The sequence below is a fragment of the Ruminococcus sp. XPD3002 genome, from assembly GCA_900119535.1.
GTDB lineage: Bacteria > Bacillota > Clostridia > Oscillospirales > Ruminococcaceae > Ruminococcus > Ruminococcus flavefaciens_H.
On record FPJT01000001.1, the window covers coordinates 296111 to 315945 of the forward strand.

Below are 19835 nucleotides of genomic sequence, written 5' to 3' on the forward strand. Positions count from 1 at the left end.
TTGCACCTTTTCTTCATTTTTTTGGTTGTGGAGCTCTTTTTTTTCTGATATCATTTAAGTAGGGGAAAATTATAAATTTTCAAAGGAGGTAATCAATGAAAAAGCTAACAGGATTTGCGGCGGCATTTATCGCAGCCGTTTCGGCAGCTGTCAGTGCGGTTCCTGCGGTAACAATTGCAGACAACCCGATAGTACAGACAAGCTATACTTCCGATCCTGCACCTCTTGTGCATGACGGAGTGTTCTACATGTACACTGGTCACGATGCGGACGGCGCAAAGGACTATGTTATGCCCGACTGGAAATGCTTCTCGTCCACCGATATGCAGAACTGGACAGACCACGGAACGATCCTTTCCGAGTCCACATTCAAGTGGGCAGGTGAGAACTCCGCATGGGCAGCGCAGTGTATAGAGCGCAACGGTAAGTTCTATATGTACGTAACTGTAGTTCCTGCAAATGGCGGAGGAAGAGCCATAGGCGTTGCAGTTGCGGACTCTCCCACAGGTCCATTTAAGGACGCAATAGGCAAACCGCTCTGCGGTCCCGACTGGGCGTTCATAGATCCGACTGTATTCATCGACGATGACGGTCAGGCGTATCTTTACTTCGGCAACCCGAATCCATATTACGTTAAGCTGAACGAGGACATGATATCGTATTCGGGCAGTATCACAAAGGTGGATATGACGGCTGAGGGCTTCGGCACCAAAGCCGACGGCGGAAGGATGTATGTTGAGGGACCGTGGTTCTATAAGCGGGGGGATATGTACTATCTTCTCTATGCGGCTAACGGCATCCCCGAGAATATAGCCTATTCCACTGCACCTTCGCCAACAGGACCGTGGACTTACCGCGGTGTCATAATGCCCTCTGAGGGAAGAAGCTTCACAAACCACTGCGGTATCGTCGACTATGAGGGACATTCCTACTTCGCATATCACAGCGGCGCACTTCCCGGAGGAAGCGGCTTTCAGCGCTCGGTGTGCATCGAGGAGTTCAGCTATAATGCGGACGGTACTATCCCGACCATAAAGATGAGCAGTTCAGGTCCCAAACAGTTACATTCACTTGATCCCTTTGTGCGAAATGAAGCGGAGTGCTTCTGCTGGGAGGAAGGCATAGAGACGGAGAAGTGTTCGGAAGGCGGACTTGATATTGCCAACATCGAAAAGGGCGACTATGTAAAGATAAAGGGAGTTGACTTCGCAGAGGGTGCGGAGAGCTTCACCGCAAGTATAGCATCGGCGGAAAATGGCGGAAGTATCGAACTGCATATCGACTCTCCCGACGGTGATATCATCGGCGTATGTGAAGTGCCCTCAACAGGCGGCTGGCAGGAGTGGCAGGAAGTCACCTGCCCCGTTGAGATAAGCGGCGAACATGACCTGTATATGAAGTTCACAGGCGGAAGCGGTTTCCTTTTCAATGTGGACTGGTGGAAGTTCGGCGGTTCGGGTGAAACTGCGGATGACGGTTCTCTGTACCACAGCACCTTTGAGCGTTCAGCTGACGGCTGGAGCGGCAGGGCAGGTGCAGAAATATCGGTAACGGACGAGGTTTCATTCTCGGGAGAGAAGTCCGCAAAGGTCACGGACCGTACAAGCTCGTGGCAGGGTATAGTGAAAAAGCTCGGAAACGCCTTCGCAAGCGGAAACAGCTACAGCTTCAGCGCAAGGGCAATGTGTCCCGATGAGGACACGGTATTCCACCTGACTTTCCAGTACACGGAGGGCGAGGAAGTTAAATACACAAAGATAGACACAGTTGACGCCGAAAAGGGAAAATGGGTGCAGCTGTGCGGAAATGATTTCGGCATACCGGAAGAAGCTTCGGATATGTACGTCTATGTCGAGACCAACAGCGGAATTGCTGATTTCTACGTTGACGAGATGACGGCAGCAGGTGAGGGTACAGACCTTTCCTCGCCCGATTTCATGAAGGTTATAAGGGGCGACGTGGACAACAACGGCAGTGTTACCCTTTTCGACTTGGTACACGCAAGACGGGGACTGACAGAAGGCTTCACGGATGCTTATTCGGAAAAAGCGGCTGATATAGACCGCAGCGGCAGCGTACAGGTAAACGACCTTGTGCTGCTTCAGAAATATCTGCTTGGTGCAGTGAACGGTTTCACTGCTGAATAAAAAAAGCACAGAAGGGGTTAATCAAATGAAAAAGACAATTTTAAACAGGCTTGTATCGGCGTGTTCCGCAGCAGCTGTTATGTGCAGCGTCGGCGGATATATGTCAACTGACCATGCATCAGCTTATGAAGCTGATATCACGGATTTTTCCATTTCGGACGTTGCTGTTACGGACGATTACTGCACAAACGCTCTCAACAAGGAATTGGAGTATCTCCTGTCCTTTGATACGGAAAAACTGCTTGCAGGCTTCCGTGACAATGCAGGACTCAGCACAAACGGTGCAACACGCTACGGCGGTTGGGAGAATACAAATATCGCAGGTCACTGCGTGGGACATTATCTCACCGCGCTTGCACAGGCTTATCAGAGACCTGATATCAGCTCCGAACAAAGGGACGCTCTCTATAAGCGCATGAAGACACTGATAGACGGTATGAAGACCTGTCAGCAGCACTCCCGCGGAAAGACAGGCTTCCTGTGGGCGGCACCTGTTCCCTCGGACGGAAACGTTGAGCGTCAGTTCGACCGGGTTGAAATAGGCAAGGCAAATATATTCGATGATGCGTGGGTGCCGTGGTACACCATGCATAAGCTCATTGCAGGTATAGTGGACGTTTATAACGCAACAGGCTATGCGCCTGCAAAGGAAGTAGGTTCCTCACTTGGCGACTGGGTATACAACAGAGTCAGCCGCTGGAGCCAGCAGACTCGCAATACCGTTCTCTCCATAGAGTACGGCGGAATGAACGACTGTATGTACGACCTGTACGCAATAACAGGCAAGGACAGCCACGCTTCGGCAGCTCATTCCTTCGATGAGGACGCTCTCTTCCAGAAGGTCTCAAACGGCGGAAGGGACGTTCTCAACGGCCGACACGCCAATACAACTATCCCTAAATTCATAGGCGCCCTGAAACGTTATACCGTTCTGGACGGCAAGACCGTCAACGGTCAGAAGGTGGATGCTTCCGCATACCTTAAATACGCCGAGAATTTCTGGGACATGGTAACGACTCACCATACCTACATCACAGGCGGAAACAGTGAATGGGAGCACTTCGGCAAGGATGATATCCTCGATGCAGAGCGTACAAACTGCAACTGCGAGACCTGCAACTCCTACAATATGCTGAAGCTTTCCCGTGAGCTTTTCAAGATAACCCATGACAGCAAGTACATGGATTTCTACGAGAAAACCTACTACAATTCCATACTCTCCTCACAGAACCCCGAAACAGGTATGACTACCTATTTCCAGCCTATGGCTACGGGATTTTTCAAGGTCTACAGCACTCGCTGGGACAAATTCTGGTGCTGTACGGGAAGCGGTATGGAGAGTTTCACAAAGCTTGGCGATACCATTTACATGCACGATGACGATACTCTTTACGTCAATTTCTATCAGAGCTCCATACTTGAATGGGCTGAAAAAGGCGTGACTATTACTCAGGAAAGCAGTATCCCCGAGGGCGCTTCCGTCAAGTTCACCGTAAAGGGCGATTCGGCAATGGACCTTCGCTTCCGTATCCCCGACTGGATAGACGGTAACATGAATGTTTCGGTAAACGGTTCAAAGTACAACTATAAGACCGTCAGCGGCTATGCGGATGTTTCGGGTAATTTCAGAAACGGCGATGTTATCGAACTGACGGTGCCCTCTAAGGTAAGAGCTTATCCTCTCCCTGATTCACCCGATGTATACGGCTTCAAGTACGGTCCTCTGGTACTCAGCGCAGAGCTTGGCAAGGAGGACATGAAGACCGACAGTACAGGTATGTGGGTAACTATCCCGAAGGAGAAAAAGGTCGCAAGTGAGACCATAAAGCTCGCAAAAACAGGACAGTCCGTGGCTTCGTTCATGGCTGAGATAGACGAACACCTCCTCCGCAGTTCGGACGGCCTGACATTCACCCTCAATGATACCAATACAAAGCTGACTTTCACTCCGCACTACAGGCAGTATCAGCAGCGCTACGGCATATACTGGAAATTCGTGCCGAACGGTACAGTCATCGAGGAAAAGCTTCCCCGTGCAAAGACTTCCGTAACAGATACTGTACAGCCGGGTTACGGTCAGTACGAGAGCGATAATCTCCACGGCATGTTGGAAGTCGGTTCTCTTGGCGTTACAAACGACAGCACCTACCGCTATGTGAAAAACGGAGGCTGGTTCACCTACAGAATGGCTGTGGACGATTCAGCACCTATGCTCAGACTGCATATAAAGCTCCGCAAGTCCGATAACGGAAAGACACTTCGTGTAAGAGTTGGAGATGCAGTACTTATGGCGGAAAAGCTCAGCTACAGCGGCAGTCAGGACGTATACGACAGGACATTTGTTATACCCCAGGATGTACGCGACCGCTGTATCTACAGCCTTACAGCAGACGGTACCGAACACAGCGTTATCGATGTTACATTCTCGGCTGACGCAGATGGTGAGGAGTCCGCAAAGGTTTGCGACTTCATCTATATGGAGGCAGTACGTCCCGTTTACGAGTCCGACAGCAGTATCGCATATTTCGTGGACTGCGGCGACCATAATTCCGATACAGTTACAGGCAGGGACAAGCTCGGTATGTACAACAGCGTGACAGAGCAGAGTTTCGGTATCGATGAAGTTACAGGCAGAAAATGGGGACTTATCGACGATACTACCGACCAGTACAACGGTTCATCAAAGAGCGGCGGTCTTTATACCGCAAATACATGGTGCGACGAGGCTAATACTGCGGACGGCGCAGACAAGTCCAGCAGCTTCCGCTACACCAAAAACCAGTACGAGAACAATATCGCAAGACATATCGACTACAGCTTTGAACTGCCGAACGGTACATACTCAGTGGAGATGAGCTTCTGTGATCCTTGGGGATGCTCCAAGAATCCGACGGTTTACGGCAACTACGGTAAAACAGGTGAGACGGTCCTCGTGAAGAATGCACCTGTGGACAGAACTCCCGTAAGCGGTACGGTAAAGGTCACAGACGGCGAACTGACGCTGAATCTCCGCTCCGACGACAAGGCGATAAACATATGCTACATCATCATTCGTCCCGTTGAAACGATCCCTGCTTCAACAAGCGGCAGAAAGGGCGATGTGAACCTCGACGGAAGTGTTGATACATCCGATGCAGTACTGATGCAGAGCTATCTCCTCGGAAAGGAAAGCCTCAGCAGTGAACAGGCTTATGCTGCGGATATTATTCCGGATGCAGTACCTAACGTATTCGATATGGTCATGCTCAGAAAAATGATCGCAGAATAAAGAAACAGCCATAGAGCGGTAAGCACCGTTCTATGGCTGAAATTTTTATATTATGTCGCTTTTATTTATTTCCTTGTCTTGCCTTGAAGAAGTCTTCGGACTTTGTTGTTCCGCCTGTTGATGCGTGTGAATAGTATTCAAGTACCAGTGTTGCATCGCTGGCATCAAGGAGACCGTCCTTATTGACGTCACCGAGAGTTATGGACTCCTGTGTTACGTCCTTGCTTCCAGTTGAAAGCTTAGCATAGAGACCGAGTATCATTGTTGCGTCGTTTGCATCGATAAGCTTGTCACCTGTGAGGTCGCCAAGCAGTATGTCTGTAACTTCCATTGTTTCGATCTGTGTTTCAAAGCTTCCGTTATCGTCAGAGTCAACTGAAATGCCGATCTCGTCCTCGGTTATCTCGTGGATGAGTACCTTGTCGTAGTCTGTTGAGAAGCTGCATGCAGGCTCGTAGGTATTGCCGTTTGCAGAGACCTTTACATCTGTGAGGTCATCGCCTGAAAGGATGTAGCCGTCATCTGTAAGTCTGAACTCGACCTGAGCGCTTTCACCTTCAACATCTACCCTGTGCCAGTCAGCAGCCGAATATTTTACGTTGGATGCTGTTGATATGTTGAAGCCAGATTTCTCTCCCGTAACCTTTATCGTTCCGGAAGGATCAATTATAACTTCATCAGCATTTTCAAAATCAATATTGATAAGTCCGTTATCTGTATCAAGTGTCAGACCGATATCTTTTTTATCACCCGGTTTTAAAAGGTAAGCTTTGCTCTTGTCATTAAGGTAATAGTTGAGATGCTGAAGACCACTGTCATCATCATCGTCGAAAAGCGGCAGTATCTTTATATCCTGCTCTTCATCAGGACATATTGTATATGAACCGTCGTTGTTAAGGTCTATTTTCTGAACTGTACAGTCGGATTGTACTGAATATGCAGTCAGAACCGGTGCGAATTCATAATCCTCGGGGATTTCGTTAACTACAGAAGCAGATAATGGATTAGTATATGCTGGCGTTTCAAATAAACCATGATAATTCAGATAATTGATATCAGATGAACAATTTCCAAGTTTTGCACCTAATTTTGAATCAGCGTTTTTATTCAGATACCTTGGTATTATCCATGAGCCGTCATTGGTATTGATATATACACAAGCTTCATCATTATATTCAATGCAATTCGGATCGTATGTTATTATTTTTTTATTGTATTCTGAACCGTTAAAGCTATAATTACCATCTTCAATATCATATCCTACTATTGCATGACCGCCTCTCTTGATATTTCCGTTTTCGTCAGGATAATAGTATTTAAAAGAGATATGTGTAGGTAAACCTGCTGAAACCTGATTTATTACAAATCTGGTTTTTTGCGCTTCACTATAGTCATCATATCCTATTGTGCGGAGTTCACTGATTTTATCGGTACACTGGATTACGTAATAATAACTTATTGCTGAAAGAATTTCATATGTCGGAGGAATTGAAACATTATAAAGTGTTGTAGCATTATAATCACGTGTTGACGGATCAAATATACCGTAACATGAAAGAACTGCAAGAGATGACATACCATAGCATGCACCGTGCCATTCTTGCAATAACATATAACTGAGACGTGATCTTTCTTCATCGGTAAGTCCTTCCATTAGTGCGCTATAGTCATCTTGATTTATATAATAAGGAAGGTAAGTGTCGTTTTTAAAATTTGAAGATGAATTATTGAATCCCCAGTTATTGATACCATCTCTGAACTTTCCGTCAGGAATTATGACAGGAATAGTTGTGGTAGTAGTCGTAGTTGTAGTAGTAGTGGTTGTTGTGGTTGTAGTAGTGGTTGTAGTTGTAGTTGTAGTGGTTGTAGTAGTTGTTGTGGTGGTGGTGGTAGTAGTTGTCGTCGTGGTAGTTGTAGTAGTGGATGTAGTAGTCTCCTGACCTCTGCGGATAGCGATATATCCGTCACAGTAGGAACTAACTCCCATAATATCGGATGGGTGTGGTTCAAATGTATTATTGTATTCTCTGTTGTGAATACCCTTCGTGAAGAGATAAGCCTGCATCATTCTGCTGGCGAGAGTATCAGGTCTGTCGTTCTCAAAATAGCATAATGGAGTGTATTCGATATCAAGCGGGAATGCATCAGGATAAGAAGCGTATGAAGGTATCCTTACCTTGATCGTTACTGCTGTACCGGTATGGCTCTTCTTTTTGTCTCCTGAATAGTGGACGTAGATGCCTGTCCAGTAATCGGACTGTTCATCGGTAACTATCTCATATCCGAAATCGTCTGCATCAGCAATAGCCTCGCCCTTTTCGATGAGGTATTTTCCTGTTGTTTCGTCCTTAAGGATCTCAAGGCTTTTATCGAGTTTCAGATAGAGATTGAATTTATCGTACTCATTTTCACAGTCTGCCAGTGACAGTTCAATGGTGTATTCGCTTCCTGCGCGTGATTCATAGAGCAGATCGCTTGACAGAGATGCTATTGGTTTTATCGTTGCTTTGTCCAGCTCGCTCATACTGAAACCGCCGTCAGCTGTTGGCTCGGCAGTTGTTGCAGGTGCGGTGGAGGTAGTAGTTACGATAGTGCTTGCAACAGTACTTGTAGTAGTAGGTTTATTTGTTGTGGTAGTTGTACTTGTGGATGTGGTAGTGGGTTTGTTCGTTGTGGTGGTTGTGCTTGTGGAAGTAGTTGTGGGTTTGTTCGTTGTGGTAGTTGTGCTTGTGGATGTGGTTGTAGGTTTATTTGTTGTGGTGGTTGTGCTTGTGGATGTAGTTGTGGGCTTGTTTGTTGTGGTGGTTGTGCTTGTGGATGTAGTAGTAGGCTTGTTTGTTGTGGTGGTTGTGCTTGTGGATGTGGTAGTGGGTTTGTTTGTAGTAGTTGTGCTTGTGGATGTGGTTGTAGGTTTGTTTGTTGTAGTAGTTGTGCTTGTGGATGTGGTAGTAGGCTTGTTTGTTGTAGTAGCAGGTTTATTTGTTGTAGTAGTAGGCTTGTTTGTTGTAGTAGCAGGCTTGCTTGCGGTGGAAGTAACAGGCTGTGTTGCTGCCTTTGTAGTAGTCGAAGGCTTAGCCGTGGTTTTAACTGCTGTAGTTACAGGCTTTGTTGCTGATGTGGTAACAGCAGGTGTCTCGGCGGTATCCTCGATAGCAATATATCCGTCGCAGTATAAAGGAAGTTCTGCAAGCTTGCTTGCGCTTTGGATATCATCAGCAGATGCTTTGAACTGAGAATTGTAGTCCTCGTTATAAATGCCATTGGTGAAGAAATATGCCTGCATCAGTGCGGCACGGTCCTCGGGACTTACAATGCTGGTGAATCTGTCGCCGGGACGGTAGTTGATGTCGATCGGATAAACATCGCCGGGCATTGCGTTTTCAGGAATCTTTACGGTGATCTCGGCAATAACGCCGTCGGTGCCTGTGTTATCGCTTTCAACGTTCATAAGGTAATACTCGTTCCAGCCTTCATCGGGTTTAGCGTATTTACCTGTGTTGAGTGCGGGACAGTTCTCCAGTGCAGAACCCTTCTTGATGCTGAGTTTTCCGCTGTTCTCGTCAACGGGTATCTCAAGACGGCTGTCCATTCTGAAATGTGTTGCGAATGTACTGTATTCACCATCGCAGCCTGAGAGTGTGTAGTAGACAGTGACTGTATCTCCTGCGCTGTCAGCAGGGAGTACGAGCTTTGAAAGGCTTGCTACAGGCTTTACAGGAGAAGCTGCTATCTCGTCAGCGGAGAATCCGCCGTCAGCCTTTGGTACGGTAGTTGATACGGGTACTGAAACAGTTGTTGAAACTCCGCTGTTTACAGTTGTTACAACTGATGTTGAAGTGGCAGGCTTAGCAGTGCTTACGGGTGCAGTGGTTGAAGCGCTGTTCTTTGTTGTGGAAGGAACTGCTGTAGTAGCAACTGTTACGGTAGTAGTAACAGGCTTTGAAGTTGTTACAGGAGAGGTTATAGTCATAGGAGGCTGTTCCTGATATGGCTTTGAAAGATCGAAGCTGTAAACGCTTCCGTCGATCGGTATAGTGAACCAGCGTGATTCGGAAGGTTCATAGCCGTCAGCCTTGCAGACTACCTTCCAGTCGCCGTAAGGGATCGACCATACATATTCGCCGTGTTCATCTGAATATGTATGTGCCTTTTGACCGTACTTAGTCATATCGCAGGTATACTCTTTGCCGTCCTTGTCGATACCTACGAGGGTAAGCTCTGCACCTGTTATCGGGTGCGCGGTATCTTTGTCGTATACCAGTCCGTTAGAGCCGTAAGAGAAAATGATTCCGCTCGGATGAGAATAGTATGTATCGTTGTAGTTGATATCAACTCCATTTTCAATGTCCTCCTTTGGTACGATAAGAACGTTGAAATCATGAAGTTCGTCAGCTATCCATGTTGAGTAGTTGCCCTCAGCGATCCAGAGTCCGCTTTCCTCATCATAGTGTCCGTTGATAGTCGCACGGACATTACCGTACAGTCCGACCATGATGACCTTGCCTATCTTGTCGGAATTGGTTATATCGAGAGTGAAGCGCATATCCTCGTCTCTGCGTGTGCGTATTACAGGAGTATCGAGCCCTGTAAATGCACTTGTCACGTCCACATCGCCCTCGGAAGGTGATACGCAGAGCTTGATGCTCTTTATGACAGGTTCAGACTTTGAATAGGTAAGTGTATGTTCTTCGGTCTTAACGTCATCGAACTGTGAATAGAATGTAAAATTGGTACCTTCCTTGGTATCCTTTGGAAGATCTATCTTTGCGGAGTACTGACCGGTTACTGCATCGCTCACAGGTGAAGCAGCGAGCTTGCCGTTCATATAGATGTCAACAGGTACACCCTTTGGTCCCTTACCGCTTATCACGGGACTGAGATCTTCACTTATCTTTGGAACATTTATCTCAACAGGCTTAACGGAGAATCCCTGAATGCCGATTGGAGCCTTTCTGGAATTGTTTCCGCCGCGTGTCATAAGCAGATCGGCAGATATGTTGAAATCGCTGTTCTCGTTTACGGTAGCTGTAAAACTGATGCTTCCGCTGTCCGATGAGAATGGAACGTGGAAATATGTCACCCAGCCGCCGCCGAAATCAGGATCTCCCGAAGCTGTTCCTGATAATACCTTGACGGATTCCTCATCTACGTCAAGCCAGTAAGGAGTATTAACGGATATTATCCTGTCTGTACCTTCGTCCGCATATCCTTCAACAGCATCAAAGGATATGGTGCAGGTTATCTTGCTTCCGCTTGTAAGGCTTGTTCTGTCTACAGTTATCTTTGAACCAGGATAGTTGAGGTTTGTGAATCTCGGATCCTTAAGGGAGTAGCATCCGTGGGCTACGTTATACATATTTCCCTCTGCTATAGCTTCGTCTGAATAAATAACTTCATTGAGCTTTGTGCAGTTGTTGAATGTAGTGTTAAGAGCAAGACCGTGATCGGGAAGTATCACTTTTTCAAGGTTAGAGTCGCCTGTGAAGCAGTTCTGACCTATAACGGTCACGCCTTTACCGACAACAGCATTTTTGAGGCGTGTACAATTCTGGAATGCAAAATTCTTTATCTCGGTAACGCTGTCGGGTATCACTATGCTTCTCAGACCGCTCTTTTCAAAGGCTCTTCCGTTGATGAGTTCAAGACCTTCGGGCAGTGTAATGGTCTTAAGAGAGGAAGCCTCCATAAATGATTCGCTTCCGATGGTCTTTACTGTAGAAGGCAGTATGACATCTGTGAGATAACTTGCGCTTGAAAATATATTATGAGGTATATTCACGGTACCCTCTGCGAATGTTACCTTTTTTACACGAGAATCCGCAAATGTATGGTTTGTGTTTGTAAGTGAAGCAGGGATAGTTACTTCTTCAAGACCTGCATCACGGAAAACCGATGAACCTGCGATCTTAAGAGTTTCAGGCAGCTTTAAGCTTTTAAGGCTTGCACAGTATTTGAATGACTCTCCGCCTAATTCCTCAAGACCTTCGGGCAGGTTTATGGTCTTAAGAGCTTTACAGCTTTGAAATGCATAAGAGTCTATCTTTTTAACGGAATCGGGAAGTACAGCTTCTTCCAGCATGTATGCATCGTCCATACAGTTATAGGGGATAGTTACCATTCCGTCTGCAAATGTGACTTTTTTAAGCGTACACTCATAGAAAGCACGGCATGATGTCAATGTAGAGGGTAGAGTTACCTCCTGAAGTCCTGAATGGGAAAAAGCTGCATTGCCAAGTGTGGTTATTCCTTCGGGAAGGTCGATGGCTATAAGGCTTTTGCAGTAATTGAATGCGTCCTCACCGATATTTGTTACGGTATCGGGGAGGATAACGGTTGCAAGTTCTTCGGCACCGTACATTGTGTCATTCGGTATCTTTTCTATGCCTTTTGCAAATGTTAACTTTTTGACCGCACTGCCGTCAAAAGCCTTATCACATGACTTAAGTGTTGAAGGAAGAGTTATCTCTTCAAGTCCGGTCAGATAAAAAGCATAGTAATTTATAGTTGTAATGCCTTCATGGAACGGGAATTCTTTGAGGCTTCCGCAGCTATAGAAAGCTTCGGAACCTATAGAAACCACTGAATCGGGAACTACAACTGTCTCCAGACCTGTGGCGTTCTTAAGACAGCCTTCAGGGATAGCAGTCATACCGTCGGGGAAAGTTACCTTTTTCAGTGCTTTACAGTTGTAGAACTGGTTTTCGCATGAAGTCAGGGTTGAAGGGATAGTGATCTCTGTTACAGCAACACTGTTGAATGCTTCTGAACCTATAGAAGTGATTCCTTCATGGAGCTTGATGTCCGAGAGGTTTGAACACAGCTTGAATGCGTTTCTTCCGATCGATGTGATCGTTTCGGGCATTTTCAGCGACTTAACTGCGTCGTTGCCGTAGAACGCATCGCTTCCTATGGCAGTTACAGGCTTTCCGCCAAGAGTTGCAGGAATAGTGACGGCTTCATCGCTACCTGTGTATTTTGTGAGTGTAACGCCGCTGTCGTTCTCAACATAGGTGAAGTCACCTTCAGTGAGGTCTTCGGCGTTTGCAGTGAATACCTTCGGAAGGATATCCGCACTGCCTTCAGGCAAGTATGCGAGACTGCCTGTGCTCATTGCAGCAGCCAGAAAGGCGGCAATGAACCGAGAGACTTTTTTCTTCATTTCATGTTCCTCCAATAATATATTTGCGATTTTGATACCGCAATATATATATTATATACCAATCGGAAGAGAAATTAAATGCTTTTTTGAAAAATCGTGTATGTGCTTAAATGAACGGGTAAACCGTCAGTATTGATTTGTGGAATGTGCTTTAAAAATAATGCGGATATAGCGGATGATTTGTTCATAACAGCCTGTTATTAACAAAAAAGCCACTCCTGTGGCGTACACAGGAGCGGCATTAATACCAACGACAGATCGGAAACATTGAAAACAGACTGATATTCCAATAAATGATCGGTCAACGGTTTATCGGATGGAATGTTGCTTTAAGATATGATATGTATGTTTTGAACTTAACAGCTATATTACCAGTTTAACTGATAGATCAGTCTGTAGATGGTCTTTGAATTTAATAATGATAAAAGCATTCTTAAGAGAATACAGGGAGATGAATAAACTGCATTATTCGGTTCTGGAGCCTTTGGCTGCTGTATTGTGAAATCGATGCTCTTTGTACCTGTATAGTCGTTTATTCCATTTATGATCGCAGTAGCAGTTCCTGCTGCGTTGTTGTTCAGATAGCTGATAGTGTAGTCCTTATCGGGCACGAGGAGAGTATCGCCGTTCTTGACTGTAACAGCGGGTTCAGCAGCACTGCCTGAATAGGTAACAGCAGGGATATCGCTGAATGTGCAGTCGTTGATATCATAAACTGTTTTTTCGGGAGCGTTCCAGTGTTCAAGTGAGAAGTACTTCCACCAGTTGTTATAGATGCCTGTTTCTTCGTTTTTGCCCTCAGCGTGGGGGAGATGTCTGAACCACCATTTATGGTGCTCGGTAATATCACCGTTACCCCATTCGGAGCAGTTAACTGTCTTAGCCTCGCCTGACAGGTCAGGGTATGAGAGCCAGTTATCGCAGTAGGACTGTACATCTGTAGGATTGCCCCAGTCATAGTCCGACTTGCTGTTAGGGGAGAAGTGTACATTTCCTACACCTGAATTACCTTCGGATACAAGATCGTAAGCTGTGAATTTCTCCCAGTCGTTATACTCGGAATAGTCCTTGCTGTAATTTGGCTTGCCGTATACCTGATCCATTATTCTTTCTGCACGATGACCTGCATCCTCCAGCATTTCGCCGAGTCCGCGCTCGTAGTTGAATCCGTAAGTGATGAAGTTGCGGCAGTCCTCTTTTACCAGTGCATTGCCGTTTACCCAGAACGCATCCTTACCTGTCATCATGGACTCGAAAAGTGTTGTTCCCGAAACAGGACCTGCAAAGAACCATACTTCATCGATCGCTCCGCTGTTTACTTTCTCGTAAACGTCATATTCTTCGAAATACTTCTCATAGTCGAAATAGAAACCGGAGTCTCTCCAGCCCGGGTAGGACCAGTACCTTCCGCCTGTTGCATTGCATGCCTCGATGAGTGTATCGTAGTATTCTTCTGTTGTGTATGAATTTCCGTCCTTGTCAGTAGGTAACTCGTTCAGCTCGATAGTTTCGGCAATTGTGTAATTTACATTGCCGTAGCTTATCTCGGACATTGCATCCGCAAACTGATCTGCAAGTTCATAGGGATCGTTCCATTTCTTAAAGAATTTTTCCTTTACATCTATAGCTTCCATAAGATCATGCTGTTTTACCTTCTTGCCATTTACGTCAAAAACAGGATCAAAATTGATGAGCAGAACTTTATACGTATTATCTTCAGCCATTGCCGCACCTGAAACGGATACCAGCATTGATGTTGCAGCAACTGATGCTGTTATTATCAGAGCTGATACCTTCTTTAATAACTTCATAATTATTACTCCTTTTCATTATACACCGATCGATCTGTCCCGAACTTTGATGAGCGTTCGGACTTTGAGGATAACATCTGTTTTACAATATTATTTTCTTAATCTGTCGAAAATATTTTTCAAGGTGCTATGATATATATACTTTTATTAACTATCTTTTTAATTATATCAGGTGACAGCATAAAAGTCAATACATAGAGCTAAAAAAGAATAATTTGTTTACTAATTCCTCCGCGATAATGCATCCGCCGCTTGCCGGTATAGCAAAGGAAACCGCCCGGGCTCGGCTATAGCGCTGAACTCAGGCGGTAAATTAGGATAATGAAGAAATGCTGAATCACAAATGGATCATTTGTATGAATATGGGAGAGAATCAAAAATGGCCATTATAACATCTTATCGGGATAGGAGCAACTCAGTTTTTGTTGACTCGCCATGTCCTGCGTCCAGGATAATAACGGGAGGAGCGGTGTCAATATCGGTCAGTGAAACGGGAAGAGCTGCATCAGGTGTCTTGGCTATCAATCGGGATGAACCATAAAGCATAAGGAGACTTATACCTCCGAGAATAGCACCGCTTACAATTTTTCTGTGGATCCTGTTCATATAAAAAAACTCCTTTCGATATCTTATAAAATAATATCAATGAATGATATTCAAAAGGGGAGAGATATATGAAAAAAAGCAGAATAAACGCTCATCGGAAAGAATTTTAAAAAAGATCCGATGAGCGTTGTTTATGTCTGTTTAAGTGTCAATACTCATTTAACGTTTTTTGTCGCATCCCATTTCTGTAATTCAAGAGCGTCCATAGGAGTAACGCCGTCGCCTGTATTGTATACATCGGCATTGAATTCACCTGTTTTGCTTAAGGGGTATTTCTGAGAGTTGGCATTGTTCTGAAGGATAATGAGGGCATCTGCAAGACCTGTTTCATTATCGCAGTTTGCATCGCCTGAGCGCTCGATATCGAGCTTTGAGAGTATCTGCATATTCTGCTCATAATTATCGCCTTCAAGGAGCTGATCCATGTCTTCGTTAGTGATCACTGAATCATTTGTAGCGTAGATGTAGAAAATGCCTATTGTTGTATCATAGATATCACCGCTTATGCCGTTTCTGTTAAGATCAAAGTCATTGTTGAGCTTTTCCCATTCCTGAGCAGTAATGAATGTATTTGATTCGCCTGGATATTCTTCACCTGAGTGTAATTCAAAGAACATGAGTACATGGATATCATTTATATCAAGAATACCGTCACCGTTGATATCAGGCTTCTGCATTGTGCCTTGTTCAACTTCATCAAGATATCTATTTGTATAGACTTCATACATTGATTTGCTGTATAACACATCTCCGACCTGCATTTCTGTTTTGGAAGAATCGTAATGATATTCGCAATATATACGTACAAGCTTGGATGTTTCAACAGCGGCGTGGAAGCTTGGAATTATGTTCAGGTAATAGGCTTCTTCAAAGCATTCGGGAGAAACATCAGCATCCCTTAATACATAATCGAGTATATTATCAAGACCTGCTATGCTTTCGGCAAACATAGCATTTTCTATATCATCAGACTCGAATAAATATTCTTTGTTATCATATTTGTTATAGAACTTTTTGCAAAGCTCAAATTCTTCTTCTGTTACTGCTTCCTTGCCTATGAGTTTTATGTTTTCATATTTATCTGATTCACTTAAAGCTTCTTTAGGATCATAATCATCTTCATGAGTAGACATGTAGTCGCCTATGACTATCATTTTGTTCCATAGATACGTGTCGTAAATATAGTAATCATCAACATTGAAAACGCCGTCGCTGTTAAAATCAATAGTGATATCTGTATTACTCATTATATCTTCGATAACAGTGTATGAGTTCGGCGGCTCGATTTCTTTGGTTACAACAGTATAAGCCATTTTGTTATTGACGTCTGTGATAGTTTCCGCATCATTTTCAGCGTGTGCGGTAAGTATGCTGTCATAGTTGTTTTCGTAATATGAAACAAAACCGTAGTCTGCTTTCATACCGTGAGTAAAGAGGAAATGATCGATGAAAAGATCGGGCAGATCAAAGCCGTCAAGATAACCGTTCGCCTTATTGTCGAGACTTTCCTTGAATGCGGCACATGAAGCAGCAAGGCTGTCATCGATCCTGATATTATCATATTCGTTATAAACAAAGAATGCATAGCAGTCTTTAAGATCATATATTCCGTCGTTGTTGATATCCTTGTTTATATCTTTAGCATCGATGTAATTCAGTGCTTTGATGTAAGGTCTGTAGTCCTGATGGTTTACGTAGTATTCTGAATAACCGAATGTGTTCATATCTGTATCAGCTGCATCTGTCGGAAGAGGTGTGAGATTTGTTCCTATTGACATTGCAGCAAGAAAAGCTGTTAATTTTTTCATGATAATACTCCTTTCGTCAATGATACTTTCAGCTTCTGTAGTGGTAGTGAAGTTCACCTGTACAGAGGATGCAGGAAGACTTGTCTGAACGTTAGTTACAGCCGCAGTATTCAGGGCGGCGGCAGGACGAGTCTCATTCCTGTTATCGTTTATGCTGTTCGGATCATTAGCCGGTTTTGCGCTTGCTGCGGAAGTTTTAACTTCTTTGCGGTCGGCGCTCTTTTCTGATACCAGCGAGGAGCGTACAGAGGAAACGGCAGCGGTCCGTGTTTCATTTATCAGAGAAGCATTCTGCGTAAATGGTACGGTTGTTGCGATATCTTCTGATGCGGTAACTGTTGTTGCCATAACTGTTATGTCAATATCGGGATAATGCTGATCAATAATATCCTTTCTTGCAGATATCCCGCCCCATACACCTATGACAGCTGCAGCTGCGGCGACAAATGTTGTGCATCTTATTATGGTTTTAGAGATGCCGCTGCCGTTTCTGCAATCTGTTTCACTGACTATTTCAGCCATTTTCTTTTCAAATTCGGGCGAGAAGGAATAATCGGGAATGTCACTGTTCATAATGTCATTATAAGAGTCCATGAGCTGAGCTTCGAGGGCTTTTTTTAATTTCGTATCCATTATTCTCTTCACCGCCTTCCAGTTCTTTTTTCAGAGCAGACTTAGCTCTTTGTAGTCTTTTATAGACATTTTCGGCACTGATGTTGAGCATATCCGTGATCTGTGAAACTGAATAGCCATAAACAAACCGCAGCATAAGTATGTCTCTGTACTCATCCTTAAGCTGTTTGATAGAGAACACCACAGAGTCGAAAGAATAGCTGTCGAAGCTTACTGTTCCCGAAAGTTCTTCGGGAGCTTCGGCTGCGAAAATCTTTTTGTTGGCTCTGTATTTATCGATCGAGATGTTTCTGACAATTATAACGAGGAGCGAGGTCTGTTTTGGACAGTCGAGAGAAGAAAATTTTTCAAAATTTCTTGCGGCTCTAAGAAAGGCCTCTGATACGCAGTCTTCGGCGTCTGAGCGGTTATTGAGTATCTGCATTGAAATATGCATCATGATATTGCGGTTTTTAAGGTACATCTGTTCAAACATATTTTTCTGGGAATTGTTTTTCAGAAGTGAAAAGCAGGCGGCGATCAACGTATTCAGCTCCTTTCATTAAGATAGGTGTTAGAGATCATCGGAAATAGTTCTATTTACACCGTACACAATTCATAACGATAATTTTAGCATATTTTGGACAGTTGATTTGTAAACATTTTGTGAACAAAAAAAGAGCGGACATTTCTGTCCGCCCCTGTATTAGTCTTCAGTCGTGTCTTCGTCCTCTGTGTCTGTTACTTCATCGAAAATAACTGTATCGGCTGCATCTGAGTATACCTCTTCATCAAAGGTCTTTTTCTCTGACTTTGCCTCAACGGCAGTATCTTCTGTCTGCGGCTTAGCGCTTCCGAGGAAGCCAGCAAGGAGTGATCTGATGTCAACTCCAGTAGCCTCTGTAAGACCGTCGGTTATCTTAGTTGTCGAACCTATGATGTCGCCTACAAGTCTGCTTGAATTGCCTTCGCCGTACATAGTGATCTTGTCAACACTTGAAAGAGGAGCAGCTGCGTTCTTTACTACCTCAGGCAGTGCCTTGAAGTACATTTCGAGTACGGCAGCTTCACCGTATTTCTTCATAGCCTCAGCCTTAGCGTTGATACCTTCAGCTTCAGCAAGTCCCTTTGCACGGATAGCGTCAGCCTCTGCCTTACCTACGGCAGCGATACCTTCAGCTTCCTGCATCTTGGCGAATTTCTGAGCTTCAGCCTCAGCCTTCTGAGCCTCAGCTTCCTGTTCACGCTGGAAACGGTCTGCTTCTGCTTCTTTTTTGAGCTGATAGAGCTTTGCATCGGCTTCCTGCTGAGCCTTATAGCGGTCAGCCTCAGCCTTTTTCTTGATCTCTGCGTCGAGAGCTTTTTCCTTTACCTCAGCTTCCTTAGCCTTAAGGTCGATAGCCTTTTCCGAAGCTGCGATATCAGCGTTAGCTCTTGAGATCTCAATGCTCTTACGCTGTTCCTCCTGCTGTATCTGGTAAGCCGCATCAGCAATAGCGAGCTGAGTATCGGCATCTTTTTTCAGTTCAGCCTGACGGATAGCGAGTTCGTTGTTTCTCTGAGCAACTTCTGTCTCGGCAGTTACACGAGCATCATTTGCTTCCTTCTTTGCGAGAGCCTTAGCGATCTCGATCTCCTTTTCGGACTCTGCCCTTGCGATAGCAGCCTTTTTCTGTATCGTAGTAACGTTATCGATACCGAGGTTCTCGATAAGGTTCTGGTCGTCGGTGAAGTTCTGTACGTTGAATGATACGATCTCGAGTCCCATTCTGTTAAGGTCGGGAGCCGCATTTTCCTGTACCTTTTCGGCGAAAGCCTTACGGTCGTTTACCATAGCTACGAGAGTCATCTGTCCGACGATCTCACGCATATTACCTTCGAGCACTTCACGAGCTACCTTAGCGATGTAAGCTGTCTCTTTATTAAGGAAGTTCTCAGCGCCGAGCTTGATGAGCACGGGATCGCTGCTGACTTTAACGTTAACGTTTGCGTCAACGTTTATGTTGATGTAGTCTGCTGTAGGAACAGCGCTTGAAGTTTTTACGTCAACTGCGATGAGCTGGAGCTTTAATTTATCGACTCTTTCAAAGAAAGGTATACGGATGCTTGCTTTACCGATTATGATTTTTCTTCTGAGTCCCGATATGATATAAGCTGTATCCGGGGGAGCTTTGATATATCCCATAATGAATATGAGTATAACAACTATAGCTGCGATCGCTATTGGTATGATTGTGCCTAAATTCAGTTCCATAAAACATTCCTCCATTTCGATCATAGGCATTGCAATGTATCAACTGCATGTCAGTATTATACTATGCGGGAAGAAAAATGTCAATATATCGGAGGATATGAATTATATAAAAATAAATATAACTGAGGATAAATTCAGGCATATTTGCTGAACTCAAAATGAGTTCAGAC

The 19835-nt window shown here is 44.7% G+C and carries 8 protein-coding genes; 2 read left to right on the forward strand and 6 right to left on the reverse strand.

What is annotated here, in order from left to right; genetic code table 11:
* Positions 1-95: 95 nt before the first annotated feature.
* Both BT127_RS01190 and BT127_RS01195 read left to right on the forward strand, forming a co-directional pair.
* Positions 96-2147, forward strand: coding sequence for a family 43 glycosylhydrolase (locus BT127_RS01190; protein ID WP_075423195.1), 2052 nt, complete (start codon positions 96-98; stop codon positions 2145-2147).
* 25 nt (positions 2148-2172) lie between these two features.
* A complete protein-coding gene (locus BT127_RS01195) occupies positions 2173-5415 on the forward strand; it encodes a beta-L-arabinofuranosidase domain-containing protein (RefSeq protein WP_075423196.1) in 3243 nt (1080 codons plus the stop codon).
* A 61-nt stretch (positions 5416-5476) separates the two neighbouring features.
* Here the strand turns inward: BT127_RS01195 and BT127_RS16160 are convergent, their stop codons facing one another.
* The 6 genes from BT127_RS16160 to BT127_RS01240 form a co-directional block, all read right to left on the reverse strand.
* Positions 5477-12574: a leucine-rich repeat protein gene (locus BT127_RS16160; RefSeq protein WP_082334845.1), complete on the reverse strand. Its 7098-nt coding sequence runs from the start codon at positions 12572-12574 to the stop codon at positions 5477-5479.
* Positions 12575-12942: 368 nt separating this feature from the next.
* Entirely contained in the window at positions 12943-14385 is a 1443-nt protein-coding gene (locus BT127_RS01220) for a hypothetical protein (RefSeq protein WP_075423197.1), read from the reverse strand.
* A 396-nt stretch (positions 14386-14781) separates the two neighbouring features.
* Entirely contained in the window at positions 14782-14991 is a 210-nt protein-coding gene (locus tag BT127_RS01225; RefSeq protein WP_075423198.1) for a hypothetical protein, read from the reverse strand.
* A gap of 155 nt (positions 14992-15146) precedes the next feature.
* On the reverse strand, positions 15147-17432 hold the full coding sequence (locus tag BT127_RS01230; protein ID WP_075423199.1) for a hypothetical protein: 2286 nt from the start codon (positions 17430-17432) through the stop codon (positions 15147-15149).
* Positions 17380-17955, reverse strand: coding sequence for an RNA polymerase sigma factor (locus tag BT127_RS01235; protein WP_075423200.1), 576 nt, complete (start codon positions 17953-17955; stop codon positions 17380-17382). The genes BT127_RS01230 and BT127_RS01235 overlap by 53 nt, the downstream gene beginning before the upstream one ends.
* 162 nt (positions 17956-18117) lie before the next feature.
* Positions 18118-19665, reverse strand: coding sequence for a flotillin family protein (locus BT127_RS01240; protein WP_075423201.1), 1548 nt, complete (start codon positions 19663-19665; stop codon positions 18118-18120).
* Positions 19666-19835: the final 170 nt, after the last annotated feature.

Coding starts and splice junctions, on each gene's coding strand:
- BT127_RS01190 (WP_075423195.1), top strand. CDS start 96: ATGAAAAAGCTAACAGGATTTGCGGCGGCATTTATCGCAGCCGTTTCG.
- BT127_RS01195 (WP_075423196.1), top strand. CDS start 2,173: ATGAAAAAGACAATTTTAAACAGGCTTGTATCGGCGTGTTCCGCAGCA.
- BT127_RS16160 (WP_082334845.1), bottom strand. CDS start 12,574: ATGAAGAAAAAAGTCTCTCGGTTCATTGCCGCCTTTCTGGCTGCTGCA.
- BT127_RS01220 (WP_075423197.1), bottom strand. CDS start 14,385: ATGAAGTTATTAAAGAAGGTATCAGCTCTGATAATAACAGCATCAGTT.
- BT127_RS01225 (WP_075423198.1), bottom strand. CDS start 14,991: ATGAACAGGATCCACAGAAAAATTGTAAGCGGTGCTATTCTCGGAGGT.
- BT127_RS01230 (WP_075423199.1), bottom strand. CDS start 17,432: ATGGATACGAAATTAAAAAAAGCCCTCGAAGCTCAGCTCATGGACTCT.
- BT127_RS01240 (WP_075423201.1), bottom strand. CDS start 19,665: ATGGAACTGAATTTAGGCACAATCATACCAATAGCGATCGCAGCTATA.